Below are 24776 nucleotides of genomic sequence, written 5' to 3'. Positions count from 1 at the left end.
TTCAATCAACGTGTTTGAATAGATAACATGTCCCACATGGGCAAAAATATGCCCAAAGCCAAAACCATTACAAATGCTGCCATCACTACAATCATAATAGGCTCAATCTTGGCGCTTAACCGTTTGAGGTCGTAGTCGACCTCTTCTTCATAAAACAAGGCAACTTCATCGAGTAACTCTTCGACACGACCACTTTCTTCACCTACAGCTATCATCTGAAGCACTAATGGCGTGAAAATTCCTACACCACCATGAGCCTGTAACAGACTATCGCCACGCTCTACAGAGCGGCGAATCTGTGTAATCTGCTCGCTGAGATATAAATTATCCATGGCAGAGGCCACCAGTCCCAATGACTGATTAATTGGGACACCGGAACGAAGCATTAACGCTAAGCCCCTGGCATAGCGAGCCATTGATGCCTGCTGGATAATTGAGCCAATGATTGGCATCCGCAGCTTCAATCTTCCCCACTGGCGTTGCCCTATCTCTGTCTTCAAGTGCTGACGAACTGCCAGTACCAACGCGACAACAGCAAGCAACATATAGGGCCAATAATTCACAAAGACATCCGACATTCCGATTAAGAACTTGGTTGTCCACGGTAATTCGGCACTAAACTTTGCATACATCAATGCAAAAGCGGGGATCACTTTTATATTAACAACGGTAATCGCAATACTAAGTGCGATAATGACAAAACTCGGATACCTTAAAGCCGCCGACACACGTTTTTTATTGTCGATATCCTGCTGAATATACTCTGCAATTTGCTTAAAGGTTTGCTCTAGTTGACCACTGTTCTCACCAGCATCAACCATAGAAACAAACATATTGTCGAAAACCCTTGGGTGATGACGCATTGCGTTTGCCAAGCTGGACCCTGACTCCAATTGCTCGACAATAGCCAGCAGTACTTTTTCAAGAGCCCGTTGTTTGGTAGTCGATGCTAGACCTCTGATCGCTTTGATTAGCGGAATCCCAGAACGGCTAATGGTATACATTTGGCGCGCAAACATGATCAGTTCTTGTTTTTCGACACGCTCAAGTCCAAGAGACTTGTTAAGCTCATCAATAAAACTCTGCTGCTCTACTTGCGGTTGAATCTCCAGGGGAATTATTCCGCGCTCAGCCAACCTGTTTGCTACCGACTCAGCGTTTGCCGCTTCGTAGCTACCGCTTAGCCGTTGACCATCTGCAGATCGACCTATATACGAGAAGCTAGCCATGATCAGTTAGCCTCCAACAGCTGGCTTTCATCATCCAACATGGCACATATACGCATAACCTCTTCAATAGAAGTTAAGCCTTGCAAGGCATAAGCTAGTGCGCTGCGCCCTAAAGGAATGAAGCTTTTCTGATTAATAGCGGCTTTATTAAATCCATCAACATCGCGGCTTCGTAGTGCTTTAGCCATTGACTCGTTAATATCAAGAATTTCAAAGATACCAATGCGACCACGATAGCCTGTGTGATTACAGCTTGCACAGCCGCGTCCTTTTTTCATGCGAGAGGTATCGTGCTGTCCTAGCCCCAGTATACTTTCAATGTATTTCAGCTCGGCATCGCTTGCTTGATGCTGCTCTGCGCAAGCGCGGCAAACGCGCCGAATTAAGCGTTGCGCAACAACGGTTTTTAAAGACGCAGCTACCAAATATGGATCGACCCCCATATCAACCAAGCGTAAGGCTGAGCTGAGCGCGTCATTGGTGTGTAAAGTAGACAATACCAAGTGACCGGTCATCGCTGCACGCATAGCGATTTCTGCAGAATCTGCATCCCGAATTTCACCCACCAGCAATATATCTGGATCCTGACGCAAAGTGGCACGCAGAACGGTAGAGAAATCGAGACCAATTTTTTCGTTAATCTGAACTTGATTAACGCGAGGCAAGCGGTACTCGACGGGGTCCTCGACAGTTATGATTTTTTTGTCGGCGCTATTCAGTTCGCTCACAGCGCCATAAAGCGTGGTGGTCTTACCCGATCCGGTAGGGCCAGTTACGAGGATCAGGCCATGTGGACGCTGAATAGATGCCCGAAAGCGTTCAGTGTGCGTTCTGGTCATACCCACTTTATCCAGCGGCAGAATGCCTTCAGTTTGATCCAAAATACGCAATACAACAGACTCACCATATTGCACGGGCATTGTAGAAAGTCGAACATCGACCTTATGATCCCGTACCATTAAGTGAAAGCGTCCATCCTGAGGCAAGCGTTTCTCGGAGATATCCAAACTGGCCATGAGTTTTAGACGAACAACCAAGGCACCGGCAATACTGTTTTCATTAACAATCTGCTCATATAGCACGCCATCGATTCGTCGACGAATGCGTAAGACATTTTCATCGGGTTCAATATGAATATCAGAAGCTTTATTCTGAACCGCTTCTTCAAAGAGCTTTTCAAGCAAGCGAACAACTGGCGCATCACTCTCTTCGACTTCGCCCAATAAGCCTGTCACCGAGATAGCATTTTCGGCCAGCTCATCCTCAAGCTCGCCCGCCAAGTTGGCAATTTCGTCAGCCTGTTGATAAGCCTTATCAAGAATATCCATAATCTGCCCTTCACGAGCGATTACAGAACTTACCGGGCCACCGAAATGCTTACGCACTTCATCCAAGCCAAAGATATCACTTGGATCTGCCATAGCGACCTGAACAACGCCATTGCTCTGCCCTAAACAAAGAATTCTATAGCGACGAGCCAGAGTTTCTGGGAGCTTTTGAACATCAGAAATCGTTAGCTGTAATTTATCCAAGTCTTGATAGGGGATACTAAGCTGCTCGGACAGAATCTTGAGCAAGCGATCTTCCTTGACCAAATCCATCTCAACTAAAGTACGGCCGAGTTTACGGCCCGTTTTCTTCTGTTCGGCAAGCGCTTCTTGAAGTTGACCTTCAGAGATTACGCCTTGCTCAATAAGAATATCACCAATACGTATTTTGGGAGCTTGCATAGTCATATCGGCAAGCCTTCTTCACGTACGGCCAAGGCGGCACTGTTTGGTTTTTTACTCAAGCTTCGAATTCTTTGATTAATATAGTTCAAAACATTCTTATGTTTACTATTAAACTGTCGGGCTCTCCAATAACTACTCACCGCCTTAGGGCTTTCCAGAGCATCTTGAGCGCTCGCTAAACCAAGCCAATAAGCCCCATTTTGGTTATCAATCAAAAGTAGCTTCTTATAAATACTTTCTGCCTTAGAAAACTGCTCGAGACGCTGGGACAAGGTCGCCATACTTTGATAATAATCAGGCATTTCTTCCAAATTTGGCAATTCGCTTGAAAGTAAATCAAGGGCTTCTTGGCTTCGACCTTGAGCCTGCAACAACTGCGCTGCCGCAAGCCTTTGAAGCTTCGGTTTTTGCAGTTTTCTTATCAGCGCTTCGCCGTCTTGCCAACGCTGCTCTTTCAATAATATTTTCAGTAAAGCCTTCTGGATGGACCAGTTATTCTTATGGCGACCCATTAAGTCACTTAGCCGTTGTATTGCAGCGTTCTTTTTTCCTTGAGCGTACAACTTTTTGGCCGCTTTTAGTCGAGAAGCCAACTGGCTATCAAGATTGAACTGTATGCTTAACGCCTCCGCATCACTACCATTAATGGCTATATTGTGAGCATTATCAGCTTCAACTTTCAAAGTAATTTCTTTCGAATTATCATCACTGGCAGCCTGGACGAACGCCCTTTCATCAAGTTTCGCCTCCAGTTGCAAAGGAGTTTTTTTCTTCGGCATCGAAGGTTTTTCCGAATAATCCTCGCCCACCATTAAGGGTTTTGGAAAAACCTGCCCTTCAAGCTTTGCAAGACTTGGATATTCGGTTTCATCAATTGCTGGTAGAGCCAACTTTGGCTCTTGAATCAATTTATAACTTTGATTGTAACTGTGAACTTTTTCTAGTAATTCTCGGTGAGCCGAAGATCCACTAGCGGCACTCGCTGCGGCAGGTAAGCGCTGCAGCGTAGCAATTAGATCGACCTCGGCATCATTTTTCTCTTCACCTTTTACCAGCCCCGAGTGTTCATTGATAATAGGTGCCTCTTGATAAGGAACAAATTTCTGCTCTCTAGCTAGAAAGAAACTCACACTCGAAACAACGCCCAACAGCAAAAAGAACAATGATAACTTTATCCACTTAGGGTTCAACACCCCAAATTTATGACCTGCGGTAGTAAAATACTGCCTTGCAGTATGCTGTGAAGGGGCTGTTTTTTCTCGTATCACATCCACAATCCAAGTCCCCCAGGAATAATAATGGCCGCCGCCAAACAGGCTGCCAAGGCCCAATTCGGTAAGGATCTTTCCTTGGTTCCGATGGCCGCCTTGCTATCAGCAGCCGCTGCTTCAACCTCAGCTTTACTCACTTGCTTAGCACCTTTTGCAAAGGCGCACATCAGTGCCTTATCAGCCAAGATATTAAGAATCCTAGGATTTCCCAAACTGAAACGAAATAATAAACTTTTGGCTTTCTCTGTAAAAAGGTCTTCATGTCCACCAGCAATTTTTACACGAGTGGCCAGGTAGCTCATTGCGTCAACCTTATCCATTGCCTTTAACTCAGCTTGATAAGCAATACGTTGGTTGAGCTGTCGCATATCCTGCCTCGCCAACAGCTCATCCAGCTCAGGCTGGCCAAGCAAAATAATCTGAATCAATTTGCGTTTACCTGTTTCCAGATTACTAATTAGCCGCAATGCTTCTAAAGTGTCTCTGGGCATCGCTTGAGCCTCATCGATGATGAGTACTACTTTTTTGTTTTGGCGTGCTAAATGCACCAGCTGCTTTTGAATATGGAGCAAAATTCTGTAACTAGGGACATCATGATTTAAGGCTACTCCCAACTCATGAGCCAACAGCAGTTTGAACTCACATGGATTTACGAAGGAGTTATTGATATGAGCAACGTGATAGCTTTCGCCGAGCATAGCAATCAACTTGCGGCACAAGGTTGTTTTCCCAGTTCCCACTTCACCACTAATTTTGATAAAGCCTTCACCTTGTTGAAGAGCAATGGCCAGCGTATTTAATGCCTTTTGTTGGGCATCGCCCAAGTAAAACATATCTCGGTCTGGCGTGAGACTAAAAGGTTTTTGCTGTAGTTGAAAATGTTCCAGATACATAGCACTCACCTAAAGCGACCTTACTTCTTCACTTAATGCTTGCACATTTAACTGATTTCGTTTTACTTCCTTAGCCCAAGTTTTATCATCAACCACAATGGGCTTCATTAAGATAACCAACTCGGCTTTAACACGGTGGTAATTCTTGGTTTTGAACAAAGTATCTACAATTGGAATATCGCCAACCACAGGACGCTTACCTCGACTATCGACCAAATTTTCTTTCATTAGCCCGCCTAGCACCACAACCTGCCCATGTTTAGCCCGAACAATGCTGTCTGACTCGCGAACTTCGCGAAGCGCTAAAGGTAGGCTGAACTGTTGGTCACCAACAGTAATATTTTTGGTTTGATCCGTTACACTGCTCACCACCGGATGCACATGAAGTATCACATCACCATCCTCAGCAATTTGCGGAGTTACATCCAGAGCAATCCCACTAAAGAAGGATGACAACTCCAGGTTTGGTGTATTTGTGGTGGAGGCTGCATTAGAGGTCGTTGAATTGCTGACGCCCGTTACAAAGAATTCATCAGAACCGACACGAATAACCGCTTTTTGATTATTGACAGTAGATACCCTAGGGCTTGAAAGTACTTGCACAGAGCCTTGGGTTTGTAGTAAAGAAAGTAGCTGTGAAATGTCACTCACACCAACCACAGAGGAGAAGACTTCACCAACTCCCTCATTTAGCTCTTCGATACTGAAGTTGCTACCAATTTCAGATACATTATTCGCCAAAGTCAACTGGCCATTAATCGCTCCCCAATTGATGCCAGCGCTATAACTGTCATTGAGCTGAACCTCTAGAATTTTGGTTTCTAGAATTACCTGACGTTTAACACTTAATTGCGATCGCTCCAAAAATTCCCTCACCAAGGCTAACTCTCGCGGCAGAGCTTTAACCACTACCATACCACCCTGTGGATTTACCATGACCGAGCGACCATTGCCCTTTCCAGCTTCGGTCAACACATCAGCATTAACAATTGAACGAATGGAGTGTTCTAGAGACTGCCAAAAATCGTTATGTGTCTTGGTCTTAACCCTAGCTCCAGAAACTTCTTCCTCACTGTTATTGGTATTGCTATTGGCTGTATTGGTATTTGGGTTTCCAGAGTTAGATTTAATTTTCGAGACAATCACACTAGTATCTGAAACTCCTCGACGATCCACGTCTAGATAATCGACAGTAAACACTTGTGTCTGCATCGTAGCCGGAAAAATGGTATAAATGTTGTTACTCCAACGATATTCATAGCCATAGATATCGCGAACAACATTTAGCACTTCCTGTATACTTACATTACTGAGCTGCAAAGAGATTCGCCCAGCAACCCCTGGGTGCACTACAATATTGGTGTTAGTACCGGCCACTAGGCTTTTAAAGAAGTCTTTTGCCGCTGCAGATTCCACCGCAATATCAAAACGCTCCTCCTCGTCGGCCTCTGCGCTTATATCATCTGCCATTAGTTGTTCAGTTAGCTCAGCTGCCAATTCTGCATCATAGCTAGCCGCTTCCTCATAAGCTTGCTGCAAATGATTCTCAACCGCTAATTGTTCGGGCTGCTTAGCGCAGGCCGAAAGCAATATGGCGCTGAAAAAAACCAGGCAGTATTTGCTATAAATATTTTTCATTCTCAATCCTCAGATGCGAAATTAACGCAACGTGATCTTGGTATTTGTTGAAGAAGACTGTGTCTTCAGCACTAATTTTCCTTTTGACGATTTCAAAGTCGCACTGTTTTTACTAATTTCGATCAATTTATAGCTGCCTAAGCTATCTCCGATATTCAGTAGATTTCCATTGATCTGTGCTAGCCGACGACTCGGGGAAATTAGTATCGATTGCAGGACATAACTTGGTTTTTTTCTCACCAATAAGCCCGGTTTAGCATTAATCGGCTCACTTGGGTTTTTCAGTATTTGGGCAAGCTCTCCTTGAGCGCTCACCTGTACAGCACAGCACAAAGTCAATGTCGAAATAAGTAAGATGAAAAACAGTTTATTCATCAGCATCTACTCCCCAGCTTTTAAGGAAGCTACTTCCATCGTATTCTTTAAGGCTGCGACTTCGCTTGAATTAGGCGCAAGGCTGTAAATCTCCAACTCCATTACAGCTTTTGGATACGCAACTAAACGGTAGTCCATTGAAGACCAGAAAATAGGCCATTCACTGTTCTCTAAGCCACCGACAAACTTAGCCAGTGACAAATAATTCCCTTCGAGGGACAATTTCAAGCGATACTTATCAAGCACCTTGGCTTGCTTCTGTTTGCCTTGTGTTTGTTCAGCTTTTTCACTTTCTCTTGGCAACTCGATCAAACTCAATAAATTCACGCCTCTATCATTCTCTGCAACTCTTTGCAGCAAGTTCATAAACTGATTGCGGCTTAATACCTGTTGCTTTAAAGGACCTAACTCCTCTTCTAGGCGTAAATTCTTTTCCTGCAGATGACGAATTAGAGTTTCCTGCTCTTGATTGCTGCGAGACAAATTGCTCGCAGCAAAAATAGCCAGCTCAGCTTCAACTTCAATTTGCGCTTGCCTATGCTGCGATAGCTGCTGCTCTGCTACTTTGCTCTGTTTTGTTAACCAAGCACCGATACTTGCTTCTAGAATCACATATAAAAGCGCTAACAAAGCCAGCAAGAGTAGTAGGCGCTCACGTATATTCCGCTCTTGATACTTGGTTTTAGCTTTTGCAAAGACTGTATCCTCAGTACTCATTTCGCCCCTCATTACTATTGAGAGTACCCATACTGAAATTCACCATATCGCTCTTTTGGCTTAGCTGAAGCTCTGTAAACAAAGTACTGTTCATGGCTGATTGCTGCTGTAATCGCCCCAAATACTCCGGGACAGACGACGCATTCAAAGCGCGACCCGACATACTAATTTGCCGTTGCTTTCCTGAAATAATAATTCGCTCGACGCTGACGCTATTTTCGATCGTATTAGCGATTGCGGCCATTGATTTGTAAAACCCGTATCGTTCTGCACCTACGTTGTGCAGATACAACTGCTGACTTTCCAACAATAAGGCTCTACGCTCCTTTTCCCTTGCCAAACGATTTTCTAAACGTTGCTTTTCGCCAGCCGGGACACTAGATTTGAGATCTGCTAGTTTTGACTTCAACTGCTGCTGGTTTAACCTAGCAACTTCTTGCTCTTGGTAATTTTGCTGCAAATTACGCCACTGCCATGCGTATTGAAGTAACATGACGGCAATTAGCAAGCCGGCATAGAGCTTCAAATGCCCCCAGTCTAATGGGTCTTTTTGAGGACGTAGTCGCTGTGGGTATAAATTGATTAGCTGCAGTTGATCGTGCATCAGGCAACACCCCGTTCACTATCATCCGCATCATCCGCTAATACTAGGCGGCCTTTCGCTAGGAGACCGCGCAAGGCTCCGCCAGCTGCCAACAAAGCACTGAACTCATCCTCTGCCTCATCTTTGTAAGCTAGCCATTGAGCATCTAAATGCAGTAATTCAATGGGAGTGTTCAGCGCCTGTTTAAAGGCATCATCAAGTTTTGATTCATGAAGATGCTTTGCGGCGAGACGAATTTTTGCTGGTGGCAATTGACCCAGCTGTCGCTCGTAGTAGTCCAGCGTTCTTTGAAGTTCCAGCAATAGCTGTTCGCTTGGCAAAGGCTCATCTACTTCAGCACGATAGGCCAGATCAAATTTTCTCGACATCGCTAACTGACCTTGTGAAAAGACCAAAAGCTCTCCCTGTCCTGGCTGTAAAATTGCTAAAGCCTCTCCTCGCGGGTGCGCACCACTCATTCTCATTACTGCACCTAAAGCCAGCTCGGAAATATCCACACTTTCCAGCTCAAGCCCCAGCTCAGCAACCTCCTTGGCGATCTCTAAGATTTGCTCTTGGGGACTGGCTACGACATTCACCATGGTTTTACTGGCTTTTACCGTCGATTGAGGCACACTAAAGACATCAACAACCGCCTCCTGCACTGGATATGGCAAGAGGTCTTTAATCTGCCAGCCCATTGCCTGAACTAGCTCATCACCTTGGAGCTTGGGGGATTCAAGTAGAAAAAGCTGATAATCTTCATCAGCCAAGACGTAATGACAGGGGAGGCCCTTTAGGCCCATCGCCTTAACCAGCATCTGTAGAGACTTTCGATCTTCAGTGATGGAGCCACTGCTAGCTAACCAACGATAGGCCGAAAGCTGCCATCGACCGCCCCCTAGCGCCTCTACCTTAGCCACAGCCCAGCCTTCGGCGTGTTTCACTAAGCCAACGGCCAAATTGCGGTTTTTATTTGCGGCATTCCACCAGCTCATCGTATCTTGTCCCAATTATTTCTACTTATTAGGATGTAGCATCGTTGTTTATAACATCGGACAAATTTGACCGATCTTTAGCGGTTTTCATAAGATCTTTAATTGCTTTTCATAAATAGTAGGATAGGGATTACAATCGCGCTGAAATAAGGAGGTAGAATGTCGCCCTTATCCACTTTGTATTGCAGCTTGTAGTATTAAAATATGTTTGAAATTGTTTTGTTTGAGCCGGAAATACCCCCCAATACCGGCAATATCATCCGCTTGGCCGCCAACACAGGCTGTCAACTGCACTTAATTGAGCCGCTCGGGTTCGCCATTGATGATAAGCGCCTGCGCCGCGCTGGCCTGGACTATGGCGAGTACAAGGATATGAAAGTGCACCCCAATTGGGAGGCATTCCTAGACAACAGCCAAGCTAAACGGCTATTTGCCATGACAACTAAAGCCCATAGAGCCCCTAGTGAGTGCAAGTTTGAAGCCGGTGACTTTTTTGTATTTGGCCCCGAGACAAGGGGGCTACCTGACGAGATTCGCTACCACGAACGAATTACTGAACGCCTGCGCCTACCAATGTGTGCAGGAAGCCGTAGCATGAATTTGTCCAATGCCGCCTCAGTGTTGATTTACGAAGCTTGGCGACAATTGGATTTTACCGGCGCCGCCGACTGGATAGGTGAGTAGAAATACAGCATGACTACAGAAATAGCACTCTTTTACGGTAGCTCAACGTGTTACACAGAGATCGCTTCGGAAAAGATACAAACCGAGTTACAAGACAAGTTTGATGTTAGCATCAAGCTATTCAATATCGCTGAGGAAGATATTCTTCAAGCCCAGGACTTCGAGTACTTGCTTTTTGGCATCCCTACCTGGGACTACGGCGAACTGCAGGAAGACTGGGAAGATTGCTGGGACAATATCGACGATATTGACTTCAGTGGGAAGAAAGTAGCCATTTTCGGCTTGGGTGACCAAGTGGGTTACCCAGAGTGGTTCTTAGATGCTATGGGCTATTTACACGATAAGGTCGCTGCACTGGGTGCACAAATGTGTGGCTACTGGCCAAACCAAGGTTATAGCTTTGATGGCTCTACAGCACTGACTGAAGACGAAACCCTCTTTAAGGGCTTAGCACTAGATGAAGAAAATGAATTTGAACAAACCGAAGCAAGAATAAGCCAGTGGTGTCAGCAAATCATGGCGGAATTTCAAACCTAATGACACAAACGCAAAAGCCCGAATCAAAAGCAAATGCTCAGCAATCTCTAGCTGACATTCGCTGGGAAGAAGATCAGCATCCAATATGCCAACGCTTCGATGACTATTACTTTTCCAGTGACAATGGCTTAGAAGAAACGCAGCATAACTTTATTCGACCAAGCCAACTTGAATCTCGCTTCAAACAACTCGGCGAGAATGAGGTCTTTCGGTTGGCAGAGACAGGCTTTGGAACCGGCCTCAACTTTCTTACCACGTGGCAGCTGTGGCAACAGAGCAACAACAATTCCAAATTGGAATTCTACAGTTTTGAAAAATATCCACTAAACCGCCAACAACTCTCTAAAGCCCTGGAACAATGGTCTAGCTTAAGTGCGGAAATAAAGCAGCTTTGTGAAGCCTATCCCAGCCTGACAAGCCCCGGCTGGCACCGCTTAGAGTTTCCCTCGGTAAGTTTAAATTTGTTTATCGGTGATGTTGCAGAAGGGCTTAAAGAGCTATATCACAGTCAACATCCGCGCTTCGCTCAATACAACCGCAAAATTAATGCTTGGTTCTTGGATGGCTTTGCGCCCGCTAAAAACCCGGATATGTGGCGAGCAGAAGTATTGCAAAGTATTGCCGAACTTAGCATGGATGGTGCAAGTCTAGCGACATTTACAGCCGCCTCTGCCGTTCGTAAAGGCCTCATTGCCTTAGGCTTTGATATGCAAAAAAGCTCTGGCTACGGCCTTAAGCGTGAGATGATGTCCGGTTCTTTTCATGAGCCCGAAATAGAATCGCTAAATTGGCCAGAGTCCGCACACAATTGCCCCCACGAAGCGCCTTGGGCTTTAGCACTGCGCAAAAAAAGCACCTTCAAAAAACAAGTTAATATCATTGGCGGGGGCATAGCCGCATGCTGCACGGCCAGAGCATTGGCCGAAGCTGGCTTTCAAGTACGTATTATTGAACGCCAGCAGGCTTTAGCACAAGAAGGCTCAGGCAACCCCCAAGGGGTACTCTATGCAAAACTGTCTCATCGAGCCGAAAATCTAAGCCAGTTTAATTTGCAATGCCTACATTATGCGCAAAGTTATTATCATCATTTTAAAACTCAACAGGGCATCGAGGCCGATCTCTGTGGCGTCGCTCAGCTAGCGACAACAGAAAAACAATGTCAGCAACAAGAAAAACTAACCTCCTATCTCAGTCAATTTGGCTGCACCACTGATTTTGTGCAACAACTTGATGCGCGGCAATTAAGTAAAGCCGCAGGCGTAGAGCTTAAACATGGCGCCTTGTACTTTCCTTTAGCCGGCTGGCTGAATCCCGCTAGCGCCTGCAATGCACTGTGCCAACACCCAAACATCACCATTCATATTCAGCAAGAGGTGCAAACAATTGAACGAGTGGAAGGACACTGGGAATGCTATGACAAAAACCAATCCCTAATTCACAGCTCTGACATATTGATAATCGCCAATGCCAATGAAGCTAAACGCTTTGAACAAACAGCTGGGCTACCTTTAAAACCTGTACGTGGGCAGGTCAGTTATCTGCCGGCCACCGAAAGTAGCAATGAACTTAAAACCGTTATTTGCGGTCAAGGTTACATAGCGCCAGCCAACAACCAGCAACATTGTTTAGGAGCAAGCTTTAATTTAAAAGAGCAATCATTAGAGCTCAAAGAGCAAGAACAATACAGCAACTTAAAACACCTAGAGGAAGATTGCCCAAGTATTTTTGACGCTTTGGAAATTGGAAGCTCTACAGAACAAAACACCGCCGCTCTAAAGGGACGTGTGGCGCTACGCTGTACCAGTCCGGATTATCTACCTATACTAGGCCCAGCACCCAAGCAGCAAGATATGCAAAGCAGGTTTAACTTATTATCACGTAACGCAAAGGCCGCCATTCCCCATGCCGGTAGCTACCATGAAGATCTTTACGTCAGCCTAGCCTACGGATCTCGCGGACTCTGCTATGCACCCTTAGCTGCAGCGGAACTGCTTAGCCAGATACAGGGCAGCCCAAGCCCCATGGGAGCCAAATTACGTAAAGCACTTAACCCGGCTCGCTTTATTATTCGTGATATGATTCGACGCAAAGCCAAGCACTAGGAATATTGTTTTGTTGATAAGAGCTGTATGTAGAAGATGGCCTGTACACTTATTAAGCTTGGTGGGCGGACTGCTTAGCGCGCACTGTTTAGCAGACCAAAGGCCCATCCCCACGCAACTTGAATTTGAGGTCTTGCAAACCGCCAGCCATGACAAGCTTAGTTTTACTCAAGGCTGGGAGATCTCAAAAGCGCATATATTTGAAAGTAGCGGAGGCTATGGCCGCTCTTTTATTCGAAAAAGCAGCTACCCCGATAACAAAAAAATCTTGGAGAAACGCCTACCTGCACACTGGTTTGCCGAAGGGTTAACCGTGCAAAACGACAAGCTTTTTTTATTGAGCTGGCGCCAGCAACGAGGGCTGGTCCTAAATACTAAAGACTTGCAACCATTAGCACAATTTAAGTACCGAGGCGAAGGCTGGGGTTTGTGTAGCTTTGGTGACAACATATTTATGAGCAATGGCAGTAATGACTTACAACAGTTTAATGCGCGCTTTGAATTAAGCCGGACCATAGCGGTGCATAGCCCAGACCAACAGCACTGGAAAAACCTTAATGAGCTCGAATGCGCCAAAGGTTTAGTGTGGGCAAACATTTGGCAAGAGAACCGCATCATTGCTATAAGCCCAGAGACAGGAGAGGTATTATACCAGCTAGACCTCAGTCAATTGGCACAAGAAAACCAACACCCAGAGGCTGTTTTAAATGGCATTGCTTATGATAAAGAACAAGATGCGTTTTGGGTTACTGGGAAGCTTTGGCCGAAGCGCCACTTAATCCGCTTGAAGATGCCGCAGACTCAAGCAGCTCATAACGCTGACTAAGTACTCGATTGCGGCCGCCACGCTTAGCTTGATACATCACCTCATCAGCGGCAGCTAACAAACCATGCCCCACAAGCTGCAAATCACAACGTCCTTGCTGCTTTGGACACCAAGTTGCTAAACCTACCGAGACTGTAGGGCGAACTTTTTTACTGCCGCAAACATCTATAGCCATTTTCTCAATAGCTGCACGAATTCGTTCAGCTAAACGCTCCGCATTCGTTTGTGGGCAGCGTGGTGCCAAGACAACAAACTCTTCGCCACCATAACGAGCCAAGAAATCAGTCTTCCGTAGTTGCAGCGAAACCTCATAGGCCAAATGTTTAAGCACCAAGTCTCCCGCCTGATGGCCAAATTGATCATTAATTTGCTTGAAGTGGTCAACATCGACAAACATGCAACTCAAAGGCTCTTGGTTACGCTGTGCTCGCTCCAGCTCCCGTTCCAATTCAGCTTCAAAACTGCGACGATTATTCACCTGAGTCAGCATATCCACTTTGCCTTGACGACTCAGATGTTCTCTGCCAATGCAGTTTTCCAAACACAGCGACACAATGGAGGCAAGATGGGAAAGAAAATCGGTGGCCATGTCTGGCTGGAAGCGTTCTGTCGAATCGCTGGCAAAATGTAAGCTGCCTACCAGCTTGTCTTGTCTTACAAGCGGCATACAAGCACTAGAGACAACCCGACCAGCGCCAGGAAATATCCGCCCAGCAGTCAGCACATCCATATCGCCCAAAGTCACTTCATGCTGCTGGGGGTACAAAGTCGCTAGAAAATCGACGCCGTTACGCATTTGTAGGCAGGAGCCGTAATCGGTGAGGTCTAACTGATCCATCAGCTCACGAATAGAATAATCCGAATCAATAATGACCAGGCTTACCGCAGATAAATTGAAATGGCGTTGGGCCTCAATCAATAACAAATTCAACAAGTCACGCAGACACTGACAAGCCAGCAACTTAAACTCAAAAGTGTGAAAATGTTGCTGAATGCTGTGATTTTGTTCAATACGTCGCAGCAGTAACTTTACTGTACCCTGCAATCGCTTGTTTTCTTGCTCTAGATTCATCGTCGCCGTTGCTTGCTACCGATTTTTACACAGGCCGCCATGCCGCCTAGCGCGCCCAACACCAAGCTTGGGTCGCAATGTGCTTATCGACAGTAGTTAATAATTCTTCAAACAAATCCGTCAAAGCCATTAACAAACCGATCAAAGGTAGGGCTATTAAACAAACTAAGGGGTTTAACTGCCTGCCCAAATTGCGCTTACAGACTGAAATCAGGCCGATTCAGGTGATGAAAATCTAGCCAGCTTGCCGTACAATGCGCGCCCCAATTAACCCAGATAGAACTAAGGCTTTATGAGTACCCCGTTTACCCCTGAACTACTTTCACCCGCTGGCACCCTAAAATCCATGCGCTATGCCTTTGCCTATGGCGCCGATGCCGTCTATGCGGGCCAACCCCGTTACAGCCTGCGCGTGCGCAACAACGAGTTCAATAAGCTGGAAAACCTAGCATCGGCGGTAGAAGAAGCCCACGGTATGGGTAAACAGTTCTATCTGGCCTCAAACCTGTCGCCCCACAATGACAAGGTTCGTTCCTATATCCGCGATCTAGAGCCTGTCATCGAGATGGGCCCAGATGCGCTAATCATGTCGGACCCTGGCCTCATTATGATGGTGAAGGATCGCTGGCCAGAGCAAGAAGTGCATCTTTCAGTTCAGGCCAATGCGGTTAACTGGGCTTCGGTGAAATTCTGGGAACGCCAAGGCATTAGCCGGGTGATTCTTTCCCGTGAATTATCACTGGATGAGATCGAAGAGATTCGCCAGCAATGCCCAGAGATGGAAATTGAAGTGTTCGTCCATGGCGCGCTTTGCATCGCTTACTCAGGTCGCTGCCTGCTCTCTGGTTATATGACCCACCGTGATTCAAACCAAGGTGCTTGCACCAATTCTTGCCGCTGGGAATACAATGCCCACAGCGCTAAAGAAAACGAGACGGGCGACCTCATCGCCGTCGATCAGCGACGCGATGTGCGCAGCAGCGAAAACCCAGTGAACACCGATGACCTATCTGCGGTTTATACCCCCAAAGATTACGATCCTAGTGGAGTCAATGAAGTAGAGCCTGTGCTGTTACAAGAGAAGAACCGTCCCGGCGAATTGATGCCAGCTTATGAAGATGAGCACGGCACCTACATTATGAACTCCAAAGATCTACGCGCTGTACAGCACGTTGAGCGCCTTGTGAATATGGGCATTCACTCTCTGAAAATTGAAGGTCGCACCAAAAGTCACTATTACGTAGCACGAACCGCACAAGTTTATCGCCGCGCTATTGATAATGCGGTGGCCGGCAAGCCATTTGACAAGAACCTAATGGCCGAGCTTGAGCATCTAGCCAACCGTGGTTACACCGAAGGTTTCTATCGCCGTCATGTGCCCGCTGAATATCAAAACTATGAAAAAGGCGTTTCGACCAATCCAAACCAGCAGTTTGTTGCTGAAGTTAATGGTAGTGACAACAATCGCTTGCACCTAGAAGTGAAAAACCGCTTTAGTGTAGGAGATAAATTAGAGTTGATTACCCCGCAAGGTAACCATAGCTTTACTCTGGATCATATGCTGGATAAACACGGGCAGGATGCCGAAACTGCGCCAGGTTCTGGCCATCAGGTAACCATTGATTTACCTGAACACATTCAGTTATCTGAACAAGATGCTGATTATACGCTATTGATGCGTTATACCGCCTAAGCCTTTTCTAGCTGGGCTTAGCCAATTGAGCAAAGCCCAGATTTTCCCTCTGCTTATCAAGCCTCTTCGATTTTCTGTTTAAGCTTCTCCAAATAAATTTCGTAAGCTTCGGCATTAAAATTTATCGAACGACGATTCATAAAACCATGACAATAAGCTGATCGCTCTGCGGACACAGCCCGATATTGAGTGACATCCTCTATCAGCTTATCCACACTAAAATGGCTTTCCGATTCAGGAAAAATAAGGTGAATTGGGAAATTCGGCTCAACTTCTCTAGCATGTCGAATCTGCGAGCCATAAAAGCCTATCCCCGAAATAACATTGTCAGGATTATGATGGCCTGCCAGATACCAAATTGCTCCCGCTCCAACACTAAAACCGACTAACTGGATAGGTTCAGATATTTCGAGGATAAGATTTAAGAGGGAAGCAGCGTAAGCCTCGATACCAACATGTTTAGAAAAATAGCGGTAGCCCTCCTGTTCATTGTGAAAACTTATTTCACTATCAGCATAGGGAGAAACGACTTCAGTGCTAAAGGGTAATGAGGCAGCTAGGCTACATAACGCATCTGTTCTTCCAAAAATATCAGCTGCAACAACAATACGCATATACTCTTATCACTCCTACCCTTCTCAGTTTTTGAGCTCTTTACTTTTAATAAAACAGACATTTAATAGCAACAGACATTGATCTTAGCAAACTCAATCAATACGACGTAACATAGCACACAGAATTGCCATAACAACAGAAGCTAAATTCATTGGATTTTCGATTATGCACCAAAAAGACAGCCGCAATATTGTCGTGTTAAGCGGCGCCGGAGTGTCGGCAGAATCTGGTTTAGATACCTTTAGGGATAATGGCGGCCTGTGGGAGCAACATCGCGTCGAGGATGTTGCCACACCTGAAGCCTTTGCTCGCAACCCAGAATTAGTACAACGCTTTTACAATATGCGACGTAGCGCTTTATTGGAAAAGGCGAAACCCAATGCAGCTCACTTCTCACTCGCAGAATTTGAAAAAAGCTATCGTAAGGCTGGCCTGGGCGACTTTTTACTGGTAACCCAAAACGTAGACGATTTACACGAACGAGGCGGCAGCGAAAAACTACTGCATATGCATGGTGAGTTGCTGAAAATCCGTTGCCAGCAAAGCGGCAAGGTTTACCCTTGCAAAGAGGAAATCAGCATCGATCGTCCCTGCCCTTGCTGCCAAAGCCCTGGACAGTTACGTCCAGATATCGTCTGGTTTGGTGAGATGCCCATGTTTATGGATGAAATAGAGCAAGCACTATTGGCTTGTGATATTTTTGTTTCTATTGGTACCTCTGGCCAAGTTTACCCAGCCGCTGGCTTTGTACAATTAGCCAAGGCTTATGGCGCCCATACGGTTGAGCTGAACCTCGAAGCTTCTGGTGGACAATTTGATGAAGGCCACTATGGACCAGCGACCCAAATAGTTGCTGAATACTTCGAAGCTCTTTTGCCCTAATGGTATAAATAATCGCTGATTTAACAATCACAAACTAAATAATCAACACCCGAATAAACGCGCACAGGAATTATTTGCAATGGATGATATCGCCAAGGACAAGGTGCCCTATAGCAAGGTTATACGCAGCCAATTCATTATATGTGTATTGGGTCTATTATTGGCTCGCTGGCAAGACAAATTAAATAGCTTTTCAGGCCTCGAATACATTTTGCAAGGCTTGCTACTGGCCAGTGCCATGATGCTGGCACTGCTAATCATGGAAAAGTGCCTGCCTTTTCTTAAAGAAGCCGTCAACCGAGACCTGGCAAAATACCAAAGCCTCATCGGCCACTTCAGTTACCCACAGCTTGCTTTGATAGGGATATTAGCGGGTGTTTCAGAGGAGTGGCTGTTTCGTGGCTTCTTGCAAAGCTGGCTGGTAAACCTGCTGGACTTTGAGGGTTGGACACCCCACCTAGGTATAGTTTTGGCTTCAATCTGCTTTGGGGCCCTGCACGGTCTTTCTTGGATGTACTTCCTGATCACCTTCGTTATGGGGCTATTGTTTGGTTACGTCTACCAAGCTAGCGACAGCCTGATGTTAGTCGTCGTCTGGCATGGTTTTTACGATGTACTGGCGCTTTGCTGGCTGAAGAAAAACAACTGGCAACTCTAAGCTCTCAGCAATCATCCAACTTACTATTAGCGGGCCCTATCTAAGCTGGGTGTGTCCGCAGAAGTTAAGTCTAGAATACCCAACCTTTAAGTAGATAAATAATAATTTACCGACGCATTAAACTTACCTATGCTGCCAGGGTTTATTGAATTGTATTTAGGCTAGATTAGCCACTGTTTAAAGAGCGAGAAACCTATGAGCACCATTAATACTGAGCACTACTGGCTGCCTTTCACCCCCAACCGTGCTTTTAAAAAGAACCCTAAGATATACACAAAAGCCGAAGGCATGACCATGACTCTGGCCGATGGTCGCGAGATTCTAGATGCCACTGCCGGTCTATGGTGCACCAATGCAGGCCACAGCCGCCCTGAAATCGCTGAAGCAGTACATAAACAGCTATTGGAAATGGACTATGCCAACCCATTTGGTTTTGCCCATGAGCAAGCATTTGAGCTAGCCACTCGCCTGGCAGAAGAAATTGCTCCTGCTGGCGTAAATCGCGTATTTTTCACCAATTCTGGCTCAGAGTCAGTCGATACAGCCTTAAAAATAGCTAGGGCTTACTGGCGTAAACGCGGCCAAGGTGGCAAAACCCGCTTTATTGCGCGCCAGAAGGCCTACCACGGTGTGAACATGGGTGGTGTTTCTGTTGCTGGCCTAACCCCTAACCGTGCGGTATTTGGCCAAGGCTTAGAGGTTTCTCACCTGAGTCACACTCGTCTAGAAGAGAATGCCTTTAGTCGCGGTCAGGGCGAGCATGGCGCCGATAAGCTGGCCTATGAGCTGGAACAGCAAATCGCTATGTACGATGCCAGCAATATTGCAGCCGTTATTATCGAGCCAATGGCCGGGGCCGGTGGCGTGATAATTCCTCCTAAAGGCTACTTGGAGAAGGTTCGTCAAATCTGTAACGACAATGACATTCTATTAATCTTTGACGAAGTGATCACCGCGTACGGCCGCATGGGTGATGGTACTGCTGCAGGCTTAACTGGCGTTACACCAGACATCATTACCACCGCTAAAGGTTTAACCAATGGTGCAGTCCCAATGGGAGCCGTACTGGTCAGCCAAGAAGTTCACGATGCCTTTATGCAAGGCCCTGAGAATGCACCAGAGTTCTTCCACGGCTACACCTACTCGGCGCACCCGGTTGCTTGTGCGGCAGCCTTAGCGACTTTGGACATCTACAAAAATGAAAATTTATTCGAGCGTGCTGCGCAGATTTCCTCAGCCTGGGAAGACGGTATTCACCGCTTAGATGATAGCGAGCTAACTACTGATGTTCGCAATTGGGGCTTAGTGGGTGCCATTGACTTTAAGAGTGGTCCAGCGGCGAATGGTATCGAAGGAATGACAAGGGCTCAGAGCGTTGCCGCCAAGGCCTTAGAGAAAGGTATCACTGTGCGCGCCGCTGGCGACACCATTATGATGTCACCTCCGCTGATTATCGAACAAAGCCATATCGATCAGATATTCGACGCCCTACTTGAAGCTATTACGGAAGTCCAATAGCTTCAGCCAAGGCTTCAGAATCTATCTAAAATGGCAGGTTTACAAAATAAGAGGGGTAGCTGAGCTGCCCCTACTTATTTCCATTGCTCGCTTTTTTCTTATGCAAGCTGTCCATGATGCTATCAAGCAAGCCTTCCGGTGCAATTTCTTCACGGTAGATTCTCACCGAATCGGGCGCACTAACACCCACAGCGACCTGGCGACCTGATATTGACACAATTTCTATACAAACATCATCGCCGATGATCAATTTTTGGCCGGCCTTTCGTGTCAAGGTAAGCATGATTAAAGTCCAAAATTACTACGTTTCTCCTCAGCCAAATTCCCCATCCATGAAGTACCGTTTGGCTATCCTTCCAATGGCCACTACTCACTTGATCAACCGCTGATACTACTCCTTGTGCAAAACCGCTGTCGCTGGTGCTCTGCCGCTAGCCGTCTATCAATGTGAGTAACGATTCAACGCCACTGGAAAGTTAACTCTGTCACAAAAAGTAGTTTATTTGACTCATGCGTAAGCATGGAAAGGGTCCAATGGTGAACAAATCCCGTAAAATCACACAGAGGTCTGAGAATTAGTCAACTACCTAGAAGGTAGATGAAAGCAGGAATTTGTTGACGAAGTCATCGAATTGAAACATTGATCTGGCAAAAATCGTTTCTGTATAGGCAGAATGAGTTTCCCAGAGGGAAATTATATGTCAGAATCTCTGCATCAAAGTAGTCGTTGTGCAACTGAGATCCTCTCTGATCGCAGCAGCCATAACCACAATAATAAGGTGCGAGTACAAGTATTTGTTGAAAGCGATTTGCATTTGAACCTTCGCCTATCGTTTTTACACGAATCCAGCCAATCCAGGTTGGTAAATGCCTCAATGATTGAGGCCCTGGATCCGCAAATGCGGAGCAACAAGAAGAAAGAGAGAGATATGTCCAGTCCAGTTGAAGGAACCGTTAAGTGGTTCAACGATGAAAAAGGCTTCGGCTTTATTGAGCAAGAAAGCGGTAAAGATGTGTTTGTTCATTACAGTGCCATTGAAGGTACAGGGCGTCGTAGTTTGCAAGACGGCCAGCGTGTGAGCATGGTAGTAACTCAGGGCGAAAAAGGCCCTCAGGCAGAAAACGTAGTTCCGCTTTAATTCAGCTGGAAATTTTCGTTTCAAAACGATTGGCGCCCTGCCTTGAGCACGGCGCCGTTTGTTTGTAGGTATATAGCAAACCGGTGACTAGCGGCTAAAGACTACGGTCTTGTTGCCATTAGGTAGGATTCTTTGCTGCGCAAACCAGCGCACCGCTCTTCCCAACACTCGCGATTCAATATCACGCCCTATTTCTACCAATTCTTCCGGTTGATTGACGTGGCTCACCCGCTCCACATCCTGTTCGATAATCGGGCCTTCGTCCAAGTCCTCTGTGACAAAGTGCGCTGTAGCGCCAATAAGCTTAACGCCCCTTGCATACGCTTGATGGTACGGCTTCGCGCCTTTAAAACCTGGCAAAAACGAATGGTGAATATTGATTGCACGGCCTTGCAACGCCCCAGTCATTTTAGGCGACAAAATCTGCATATAACGCGCCAATACAAGCAAGTCTGCAGACACGCTATCAATAAGCTCCAAAATCTGCGCTTCTTGTTCTGATTTATTGTCGGGTCCTACGGGTAAAAAGTAATAAGGAACCCCGTACCACTCAACCAACTCACGCATATCTTCGTGGTTAGATACTACCCCCACAATATCCACTGCTAAGCTGCCACGCTTCCAACTGTTTAGCAGATTATTCAAACAGTGCCCCCACTTAGACACAGCGATAACTACTTTTATGCGTCGGTGTAGATCACATAAAGACCACTCCATGCTATAGCGTTCAGCCACCGCCCTAAAAGCGGATTTAATGTCCTCTATCGGTTTGCTGCCTTCGGCCGTTTCAAAGACCGTACGCATAAAGAAGCGCTTACTATGCACATCTTCAAATTGAGATGACTCACGGATATTAAAGCCTTGTAAGGCAAACAGATTGGCCACAGCGGCCACAATTCCGGGCTTGTCGTCGCAGCTAAAGGTCAAGACAATCTCCGATACTAACTCGCTTTGTTGATTCATTGTTTAATTCTTAATTTATCTAGCGAAAATGTAACAAGCACATCTGCGCTGCAATTTGCTATAGTGCTACAGCAACCACCTATATTAGGGCTGCTCGAAAACAAGAGCCCCGAGAACAATACTAAATTCGTTGTGGAGTGCTTATGTTTCCTGCCATGAAAAGCAAAATAGGCAGCGCTACTTTAATTTTAATGTGCGGCCTACTGTGCTCGACCCTTAGCCTAGCACAAACTGATTCCAAGATTGCCACTGCAACAACAAATATCCCCCCTGCTAACGCAGAGCAGCCCGTAATGGACTCCAGCTCAGAGCAAGATTCAAGCTCAACAGCTAGCCCGCAAAAGGACAGCAAACAGCAAGCCACCACAAAAACCATTAACACGCTTTCCGCACAGGATTTGGAGCAAATCAGTATCTTAGAAAGTAGATTATGGAAACTGCAGGAGTTACATGGCAATTTTGCTTCAGCCAGTAGCGAGGTACTGGCCGATATGGCAGCCATTTACCAATCTGCCCGGCAGTACGATGAGGCCAGCAAATTACTTCGCCAAGCCATGCAGGCTCAGAGAGTCAATCATGGCTTATACAGTGAGCTGCAAGAGCCCATTGCTAAACAACTAGTGACCAATCTTGTCGCGGCGGGTCAATGGAGAAAAGCTCGAGAACAACAAGAGTTTAGACATTGGTTGGCAAATCGATCTCTACTTGGAGACAAAAAAAGGCTGTTAAAAACCCTAATGACCCTTGGGCAGTGGCAGTTACATGCTTATGTATACAACGGCCGAAGGGATGTTGCTCATTTAAACGCTGCAAACAGTTTGTATCTGCAATACATAGAACTATATGGACAAAGCCCAGAGCTAGATAGGCAGCACGAAGACCTCTCAAAAGTTCTACAAGGTTTTATAGCTAGCAATTACTTTAAACTCACCATCATCGAACAAGGCCAGCAAAGTAATGGTTTTTCCGTAACCACACTTCGGCATGATCCACTAAGCCAACAGCAAGCAAGTAATGAACTCCAACAACAAAAAAACAACATCTTTGTTAATGGAAAAAAAGCCCTCGAGAGTATGTCAGCAATCGAAACTGACAGTACAGACCGACAAAGGCTCTCAATTCTTAATGGTGATTGGCATTTGATGTTTGGTAAGTACAGTACTGCCAAAAAGTACTATCGCGAGGCTCTGGCTTTTAGTGAAGAAGACCAGCGACCGGCACTATTCGCAACTCCAGAAGTAATTCCAATATTACCTGAATGGGAAGAGAGTTTTTTAGAACTGGAACCGCGCATACACATTAAAGCTAGCTACGACATTGGTAGAGACGGCAAAGCTAGAAATCTTAAAGTGGCTGAAGAGAATAAGAAGTATCGCGGGAAAATCAAGCGACAGCTGCGCAAAACGCAGTTTCGCCCAAGCATCAATGCTGACGGCAACTTCCAAAACAGCAAAGATATTCAGCAGAGCTTTAGTTTTCCATAATACTATAAGGGAAACTTCCCCTGGCCCACTTATACGGCCATATAGAAAGCAAGGGTATTGCAGTGATAACTCGGGAACTTGCGCAGCTTGATTGAATCAAAAACCTATGCTCTACAAATAGTGACTCAGGCACGAATATGAACCTACGTATTTCTAAAAATAAGCAATTCTCTGCCCGCACAGCGCTGCTAAGCTTAGCGCTGTGTTTCAGCCTGAGCGCTTGTAAAACTCAATCTACCACTAGCCAGAGCCCTAGCGGTGTGCCAGCGAGTAAACCCCCGAATAGCAGCCCATCGGCGAGCACCCCCTCTTCTAATCCTAGCAGCGCGCCTAGCGCAGGCAGCCCAAGGCCAGCAAGCCGTGCGCCAAGTAGCACCGCTAGCAGTGATACAGGCCAGCAATCCTCATCAGGATCGAGTAACGGCCAAGATCGTGAGCAAGGTTCTTCCTCGGGTCTGCCCCGCAGCCCTGGCCCTCAAAGCGGAAGCTCTGGAGAGTTTGAAGATGGCAGCATGGAGACCGGTGACGGTGCTGCAGGAGCGGAAGATAGCCCGCTTTATGAGCAATATGACCCTGCTAGTGACGGTGATGCCGATGTCAGCGATGCCAGCACATCCCCTGGAGCTCGCGCAGAAACCGCTGACATCAGCTTTGATGAAAGCACAGCCGGAGGAAACGGCCAATCTTCCTCCGAAAGACAAGCCAGTCTGGAAGCTGAACTTGAAGGCTCCTTTGGTCGCTATGACGGAATGATCCTGAGAGAGCGCGATAAAGTGCTAGCCGATGGCGCCGCTAGGGGCGCAGAAGACCAGCTAGAACAAGAAGATCCGGGATTTGGCCAAGGTAGCGGAGCTGGAGAAGGCGGCGGAGCAGGAGAAGGTGGCAATAGCCCCTATGGTGCACCTAACACACAATCTGGCACAGACTCGTCTAATAGCGGTGATGGCCAAGGCCCTGCCACTAGAGGGGAAAACAACGGCGATTATCAGGGGGCGAAAGGCAAACCAGCAAATAACGGTCTTCCCCCTGTTCCCGATGACATTCCCGATGGTAGCGACGACGATATTGTCGCCCGCCAAATTCGCGAAGCGGCCATGGCAGAAAAGGATCCAAAACTCAGAGAGAAGCTCTGGGAGGAATACCGCAAATACAAGCAACGCTAGTCA

The 24776-nt window shown here is 46.4% G+C and carries 24 protein-coding genes; 11 read left to right on the top strand and 13 right to left on the bottom strand.

The window, feature by feature from the left end; translation table 11 throughout:
- Positions 1-5 precede the first annotated feature (5 nt).
- Genes Q1A41_RS01145 through Q1A41_RS01105 form a run of 9 tightly spaced genes read right to left on the bottom strand, consistent with a single transcriptional unit; the run spans position 6 to position 9437 of the window.
- Positions 6-1229: a type II secretion system F family protein gene (locus Q1A41_RS01145; protein WP_299973521.1), complete on the bottom strand. Its 1224-nt coding sequence runs from the start codon at positions 1227-1229 to the stop codon at positions 6-8.
- A 2-nt stretch (positions 1230-1231) separates the two neighbouring features.
- Positions 1232-2965, bottom strand: coding sequence for a GspE/PulE family protein (locus Q1A41_RS01140; RefSeq protein ID WP_299973518.1), 1734 nt, complete (start codon positions 2963-2965; stop codon positions 1232-1234).
- Positions 2962-4230 carry a hypothetical protein gene (locus tag Q1A41_RS01135; protein ID WP_299973515.1) on the bottom strand — a complete coding sequence of 423 codons (1269 nt, stop codon included), beginning with the start codon at positions 4228-4230 and terminating at the stop codon, positions 2962-2964. The genes Q1A41_RS01140 and Q1A41_RS01135 overlap by 4 nt, the downstream gene beginning before the upstream one ends.
- Positions 4227-5126, bottom strand: a complete 900-nt coding sequence (locus tag Q1A41_RS01130; protein WP_299973513.1) for an AAA family ATPase — start codon at positions 5124-5126, stop codon at positions 4227-4229. The genes Q1A41_RS01135 and Q1A41_RS01130 overlap by 4 nt, the downstream gene beginning before the upstream one ends.
- A 9-nt stretch (positions 5127-5135) precedes the next feature.
- A complete protein-coding gene (gene mshL, locus Q1A41_RS01125; RefSeq protein ID WP_299973510.1) occupies positions 5136-6764 on the bottom strand; it encodes a pilus (MSHA type) biogenesis protein MshL in 1629 nt (542 codons plus the stop codon).
- A gap of 21 nt (positions 6765-6785) precedes the next feature.
- Positions 6786-7139 (bottom strand): hypothetical protein, encoded by a 354-nt coding sequence (locus Q1A41_RS01120; RefSeq protein ID WP_299973507.1) that lies wholly within the window; start codon positions 7137-7139, stop codon positions 6786-6788.
- A gap of 6 nt (positions 7140-7145) precedes the next feature.
- A complete protein-coding gene (locus Q1A41_RS01115; RefSeq protein WP_299973504.1) occupies positions 7146-7856 on the bottom strand; it encodes a hypothetical protein in 711 nt (236 codons plus the stop codon).
- Positions 7846-8460 (bottom strand): hypothetical protein, encoded by a 615-nt coding sequence (locus Q1A41_RS01110; protein ID WP_299973501.1) that lies wholly within the window; start codon positions 8458-8460, stop codon positions 7846-7848. The genes Q1A41_RS01115 and Q1A41_RS01110 overlap by 11 nt, the downstream gene beginning before the upstream one ends.
- Entirely contained in the window at positions 8460-9437 is a 978-nt protein-coding gene (locus Q1A41_RS01105) for a hypothetical protein (protein WP_299973498.1), read from the bottom strand. The genes Q1A41_RS01110 and Q1A41_RS01105 overlap by 1 nt, the downstream gene beginning before the upstream one ends.
- Before the next feature lie 204 nt (positions 9438-9641).
- Here Q1A41_RS01105 and trmL point away from each other — a divergent pair, with 204 nt between their 5' ends.
- The 4 genes from trmL (at position 9642) to Q1A41_RS01085 (ending at position 13586) form a co-directional block, all read left to right on the top strand.
- Positions 9642-10121, top strand: coding sequence for a tRNA (uridine(34)/cytosine(34)/5-carboxymethylaminomethyluridine(34)-2'-O)-methyltransferase TrmL (gene trmL, locus Q1A41_RS01100; protein ID WP_299973495.1), 480 nt, complete (start codon positions 9642-9644; stop codon positions 10119-10121).
- Between the two features lie 9 nt (positions 10122-10130).
- Positions 10131-10658, top strand: a complete 528-nt coding sequence (gene fldB, locus Q1A41_RS01095; protein ID WP_299973492.1) for a flavodoxin FldB — start codon at positions 10131-10133, stop codon at positions 10656-10658.
- The gene (gene mnmC, locus Q1A41_RS01090; protein WP_299973489.1) at positions 10658-12760 is read left to right on the top strand and encodes a bifunctional tRNA (5-methylaminomethyl-2-thiouridine)(34)-methyltransferase MnmD/FAD-dependent 5-carboxymethylaminomethyl-2-thiouridine(34) oxidoreductase MnmC; all 2103 of its coding nucleotides are present in this window, start codon (positions 10658-10660) and stop codon (positions 12758-12760) included. Before fldB ends, mnmC begins: the two co-directional genes overlap by 1 nt.
- Before the next feature lie 133 nt (positions 12761-12893).
- Positions 12894-13586, top strand: a complete 693-nt coding sequence (locus tag Q1A41_RS01085) for a glutaminyl-peptide cyclotransferase (protein WP_299973487.1) — start codon at positions 12894-12896, stop codon at positions 13584-13586.
- Here the strand turns inward: Q1A41_RS01085 and Q1A41_RS01080 are convergent.
- Entirely contained in the window at positions 13507-14658 is a 1152-nt protein-coding gene (locus Q1A41_RS01080; protein WP_299973484.1) for a sensor domain-containing diguanylate cyclase, read from the bottom strand. The two genes, Q1A41_RS01085 and Q1A41_RS01080, sit on opposite strands and share 80 nt — an antisense overlap.
- 292 nt (positions 14659-14950) lie before the next feature.
- Here Q1A41_RS01080 and yegQ point away from each other — a divergent pair, with 292 nt between their 5' ends.
- Complete coding sequence (gene yegQ / locus Q1A41_RS01075; protein WP_299973481.1) at positions 14951-16351, top strand: tRNA 5-hydroxyuridine modification protein YegQ; 1401 nt, start codon at positions 14951-14953, stop codon at positions 16349-16351.
- Between the two features lie 56 nt (positions 16352-16407).
- Here the strand turns inward: yegQ and Q1A41_RS01070 are convergent, their stop codons facing one another.
- Entirely contained in the window at positions 16408-16965 is a 558-nt protein-coding gene (locus Q1A41_RS01070; protein WP_299973479.1) for a dienelactone hydrolase family protein, read from the bottom strand.
- 166 nt (positions 16966-17131) lie between these two features.
- Here Q1A41_RS01070 and cobB point away from each other — a divergent pair, with 166 nt between their 5' ends.
- The 3 genes from cobB to Q1A41_RS01055 all read left to right on the top strand — a co-directional run bounded on the left by cobB (position 17132) and on the right by Q1A41_RS01055 (position 20024).
- Positions 17132-17848 carry a Sir2 family NAD+-dependent deacetylase gene (cobB, locus tag Q1A41_RS01065; protein ID WP_299973476.1) on the top strand — a complete coding sequence of 239 codons (717 nt, stop codon included), beginning with the start codon at positions 17132-17134 and terminating at the stop codon, positions 17846-17848.
- 79 nt (positions 17849-17927) lie between these two features.
- Entirely contained in the window at positions 17928-18506 is a 579-nt protein-coding gene (locus Q1A41_RS01060; protein ID WP_299973473.1) for a CPBP family intramembrane glutamic endopeptidase, read from the top strand.
- 195 nt (positions 18507-18701) lie between these two features.
- The gene (locus tag Q1A41_RS01055; RefSeq protein ID WP_299973470.1) at positions 18702-20024 is read left to right on the top strand and encodes an aminotransferase class III-fold pyridoxal phosphate-dependent enzyme; all 1323 of its coding nucleotides are present in this window, start codon (positions 18702-18704) and stop codon (positions 20022-20024) included.
- Positions 20025-20094: 70 nt separating this feature from the next.
- Here the strand turns inward: Q1A41_RS01055 and Q1A41_RS01050 are convergent, their stop codons facing one another.
- Positions 20095-20307: a carbon storage regulator gene (locus Q1A41_RS01050; protein WP_299772806.1), complete on the bottom strand. Its 213-nt coding sequence runs from the start codon at positions 20305-20307 to the stop codon at positions 20095-20097.
- Between the two features lie 646 nt (positions 20308-20953).
- On the opposite strand from Q1A41_RS01050, the gene Q1A41_RS01045 reads away from it, so the two are divergent.
- Positions 20954-21163, top strand: a complete 210-nt coding sequence (locus Q1A41_RS01045) for a cold-shock protein (protein WP_299772804.1) — start codon at positions 20954-20956, stop codon at positions 21161-21163.
- A gap of 87 nt (positions 21164-21250) precedes the next feature.
- Here the strand turns inward: Q1A41_RS01045 and purU are convergent, their stop codons facing one another.
- Complete coding sequence (gene purU, locus Q1A41_RS01040) at positions 21251-22126, bottom strand: formyltetrahydrofolate deformylase (protein WP_299973468.1); 876 nt, start codon at positions 22124-22126, stop codon at positions 21251-21253.
- A gap of 293 nt (positions 22127-22419) precedes the next feature.
- On the opposite strand from purU, the gene Q1A41_RS01035 reads away from it, so the two are divergent.
- Together Q1A41_RS01035 and Q1A41_RS01030 are read left to right on the top strand one after the other, a co-directional pair.
- Complete coding sequence (locus Q1A41_RS01035) at positions 22420-23610, top strand: hypothetical protein (protein ID WP_299973466.1); 1191 nt, start codon at positions 22420-22422, stop codon at positions 23608-23610.
- A 137-nt stretch (positions 23611-23747) separates the two neighbouring features.
- Positions 23748-24773, top strand: a complete 1026-nt coding sequence (locus tag Q1A41_RS01030; protein ID WP_299973463.1) for a hypothetical protein — start codon at positions 23748-23750, stop codon at positions 24771-24773.
- The last annotated feature ends 3 nt before the right edge of the window (positions 24774-24776 follow it).

It is taken from the genome of uncultured Pseudoteredinibacter sp. (assembly GCF_947502065.1).
Classification (GTDB): Bacteria; Pseudomonadota; Gammaproteobacteria; order Pseudomonadales; family Cellvibrionaceae; genus Pseudoteredinibacter.
This window is presented reverse-complemented; position numbering and strand designations above follow the sequence as displayed.